The sequence below is a fragment of the Nocardia farcinica genome, from assembly GCF_029867845.1.
Taxonomy (GTDB): Bacteria; Actinomycetota; Actinomycetes; order Mycobacteriales; family Mycobacteriaceae; genus Nocardia; species Nocardia farcinica_A.
The window spans coordinates 1-3099 of the sequence record NZ_JARWRU010001227.1; the positions used below are offsets into that span (position 1 = coordinate 1).

The 3099-nt window shown below is 72.6% G+C and carries 4 protein-coding genes; 2 read left to right on the forward strand and 2 right to left on the reverse strand.

Features of this window, described 5'->3' with window-relative positions; all coding sequences use genetic code 11:
• Positions 1-137: 137 nt before the first annotated feature.
• The gene (locus QH283_RS27165) at positions 138-803 is read right to left on the reverse strand and encodes a helix-turn-helix domain-containing protein (RefSeq protein ID WP_280505775.1); all 666 of its coding nucleotides are present in this window, start codon (positions 801-803) and stop codon (positions 138-140) included.
• A 116-nt stretch (positions 804-919) separates the two neighbouring features.
• Here QH283_RS27165 and QH283_RS27170 point away from each other — a divergent pair, with 116 nt between their 5' ends.
• Together QH283_RS27170 and QH283_RS27175 are read left to right on the forward strand one after the other, a co-directional pair.
• Positions 920-1714 carry a class I SAM-dependent methyltransferase gene (locus QH283_RS27170; protein ID WP_280505776.1) on the forward strand — a complete coding sequence of 265 codons (795 nt, stop codon included), beginning with the start codon at positions 920-922 and terminating at the stop codon, positions 1712-1714.
• On the forward strand, positions 1711-2058 hold the full coding sequence (locus tag QH283_RS27175; protein WP_280505777.1) for a cupin domain-containing protein: 348 nt from the start codon (positions 1711-1713) through the stop codon (positions 2056-2058). Before QH283_RS27170 ends, QH283_RS27175 begins: the two co-directional genes overlap by 4 nt.
• An 86-nt stretch (positions 2059-2144) precedes the next feature.
• On the opposite strand, the gene QH283_RS27180 is transcribed toward QH283_RS27175, so the two are convergent.
• Positions 2145-3011 carry a cation diffusion facilitator family transporter gene (locus tag QH283_RS27180; protein ID WP_324246689.1) on the reverse strand — a complete coding sequence of 289 codons (867 nt, stop codon included), beginning with the start codon at positions 3009-3011 and terminating at the stop codon, positions 2145-2147.
• Between the last annotated feature and the right edge of the window lie 88 nt (positions 3012-3099).

A 3099-nucleotide genomic window follows, 5' to 3' on the forward strand; every position in this document is an offset into this window, starting at 1 on the left:
ACGACCGCCGTGACCGGCGGGCCGACGGCGGATCGGTGACAGGCAGCGAGCGACGGGTGAGGAGTGCGATGGGTCAGGAGGTGCAACGGGTGCGGACCGGTACGGAACCGGCGGGCGTGGCTGTGGCGCCCGCGCGTTCAGCGCGGCAGCGGCGCGGTGCGCGGCGAGCGGCTGGTCAGCCGCAGCGTCACCCCGCAGTCGCCCGCCGACGCGTCCGGGCGCACCTCCACCTCGTACTGGGAGGCCAGGGTCGGCGAATGCCGTTGCAGCGCACGCTCGATCATGCCCTGCTGCACACCGGCCACCACCTCGGGCAGATCGCGGGCGATGCGCCGCAGCGGGCAGTTGCACACGCTGATCTCGTGGCCGCCGAAGCTGGACAGGGTCTGCGACACCTGGAAACCCAGCCGGGTCAGGGTGGTGGTCACCACGGTCACCGGGTCGGGCAGCTCGTCGTCGGTGGCGGTGATGCCGGACAGGCTGTCGGCCCACACGCGCCCGGCCGCAACGGCTTTCGCGCGCCGCTCCGCCGGTGTGTCGCCGAGCTGGGCGAGCAGGGCGGCCAGCACCGGCGCCGCCGGGTCGGCGCCGACGGCGAGATAACCCTTGCGCGGCCTGCCCACGGTCTCCGAGGGCAGCCAGGTGCCCTCCACCAGCCCGGCGTCGATCAGGGCATTGAGGTGGAAGCGCGCGGTGGTGATGTGAATTCCCAAGGTGCGCGCGATGACCGGGGCGTCGAGCGGCTCCAGCGAATCGCGCACGAGCGCGAGGACCTTGTCCCGCTGCCGGGGGTTGGCCGCCATCGGTGTTCCTCTCCCGACACGCCCGGCGTCGACTCCTGCCGGGACGTCCCGGACGACAACTTTCCCCCCGATTGTAGAACCGCCCCCGCGGCGGCCGAACCGACAGGAAGCAGACCATGACCACACCATTACCCTTCGACAAGCGCGACTCCGCGCACCTGCCCGGACACTGGCTGCTCGCCCGCCTCGGCAAGCGGGTGCTGCGTCCCGGCGGGGCCGAGATGACCGAGAACATGCTCGACGCGGCGAAGCTGACCGGCGCCGACGTGGTCGAGCTCGCCCCCGGCCTCGGCAAGACCGCCACCGCCATCCTCGACCGCAAGCCGGCCAGCTATCGGGGCGTGGAAGCCGATCCCGACGCCGCCGCGCTGACCGCCGCCGCAGTCGGCGGCGCGGGTGTGGTGAGCAGCGGCGACGCCGCCGAGACCGGCCTCGAGTCGGAGTCCGCGGACGCGGTGATCGGCGAGGCCATGCTGACCATGCAGACCGACGCGCACAAGGCACAGATCATCGCCGAGGCCCACCGGGTGCTGCGTCCCGGCGGCCGCTACGCCATCCACGAGCTGTCGCTGACCCCCGACGACCTGCCGGAGACGACCAAGACCGAGCTGCGCAAGGCGCTCGCCCGCTCGATCAAGGTCAATGCCCGTCCGCTCACCGCCGCGGAATGGCGGGAGATCCTCGTCGCGGGCGGCTTCGAGATCGAGCACGTCGGTTACGCGCCGATGGCGCTGCTGCAGCCGCGCCGGGTGATCGCCGACGAGGGCGTGCTCGGCGCCCTGCGCATCGTCAAGAACGTGCTGCGCGACAAGGCCGCTCGCGAGCGCGTGCTCGCCATGCGCGCCACCTTCAACGAGCACAAGCGCGAACTGCGCGCCATCTCCATCATCGCGAGGAAGCCGAAGGCATGACCGAACAGACCGCACCCCAGACCCCGGCCGCGAACGGCACCCACGAGTTCCAGCCCGGCGACGGCCCCGGCCCCAGCGCCCGCAGGCTGCTGGCCGGCCCCGGCCTGACCCTGGTCGGCTTCAGCTTCCGCGCCGGCCAGGTGCTCGACGAGCACAAGGCGCCCGGCCCGATCCTGGTCTCCTGCGTCAGCGGGCGCATCGACCTCGAGGTCACCGGCGGCGAGGCGCAGGGCGCGCACCGGCTCGAGCCCGGCTCCACGGTCTACATCGCCGGCGGCGACCCGCACCGGCTGACCGCGCTGGAGGACTCGGTCGTGCACGTCACCCTGCACCGCAACCTCTGACCCGCCACCTCGGGACATCACCTCCGGGACGTAACCCCAGGGACGTAACTCCCGGGACGTAACCCCGACACCGCCCGGCCCGCCGCTCACGAGCGGTGGGTCGGGCCGTGTGGTCCGGTGCAGTGGCGGTCGCCGGGGCAGTCGGCGGCGTGGTCGAGTTGCAGGGTGGTGTGGGCGAGATCGAAATCGGCCAGCAGCGTGGTCTCGATCTGCTTGCGCACCGCGTGACAGTCGGCGGCGTCGTCGACCAGCACGTGCGCCGACAGCGAGGGCTCGCCGGAGGTGATCGTCCAGACGTGCAGGTCGTGCACCTCGGTCACCCGCGGGATCGCGCAGATCCGCGCGCCGATGTGGTCGGGGTCGAGATGGGCGGGGGCGGCCTCGAGGAAGATGCGGCCGGACTCGCGCACCAGCGACCAGCCCGCCTTGATCATCAGCGCGGCCACGATCAGCGCGGCGATGGCGTCGGCGCGCGGATAGCCCGCCAGCCAGACCACCGCGCCCGCCACCGCGGTGCCGATGAAGGCGTACATGTCGTTGAGGATGTGCTGGAAGGCGCCCTCGACATTGAGGCTGGTGCGATTGGCGTGGCTGATGCACCAGGCCGCGGCGATGTTGATCACGATGCCCGCGACCGCGGTGATCAGCACCAGCGGCCCGGCCACGTCCGGCGGTTCGATCAGCCGGTGGATGCCCTCGTAGACGAAGAAGGCCGCCAGCAACAGCAGGGTTACGCCGTTGGCCTGCGCCGAGAGGATCTCCGCGCGCTTGTAGCCGTAGGTGTATCTGCCCGCGGCGGGGCGGCGGGCCAGCCGGATGGCCACCAGCGCCAGCACGATGGCTGCCGCGTCGGTGAGCATGTGCGCGGCGTCGGTGATCAGCGCCAGCGACTGCGCGAGGATGCCGACGACCACCTCGACGGCCATGAATCCGACGATCAGCGCCAGGGCGATGCCGAGCCAGCGTGGGTCGGAATCGGGCCCCCCGCCGGGGGGGGGGGCCGGGGGCCCCGGGGGGGGGGGGGGGGGGGGGGGGGGGGGG

What these genes read in the sequence shown, in the direction of transcription:
- QH283_RS27165 (WP_280505775.1), bottom strand. Translation starts at nt 803, where the DNA reads ATGGCGGCCAACCCCCGGCAGCGGGACAAGGTCCTCGCGCTCGTGCGC.
- QH283_RS27175 (WP_280505777.1), top strand. Translation starts at nt 1,711, where the DNA reads ATGACCGAACAGACCGCACCCCAGACCCCGGCCGCGAACGGCACCCAC.
- QH283_RS27170 (WP_280505776.1), top strand. Translation starts at nt 920, where the DNA reads ATGACCACACCATTACCCTTCGACAAGCGCGACTCCGCGCACCTGCCC.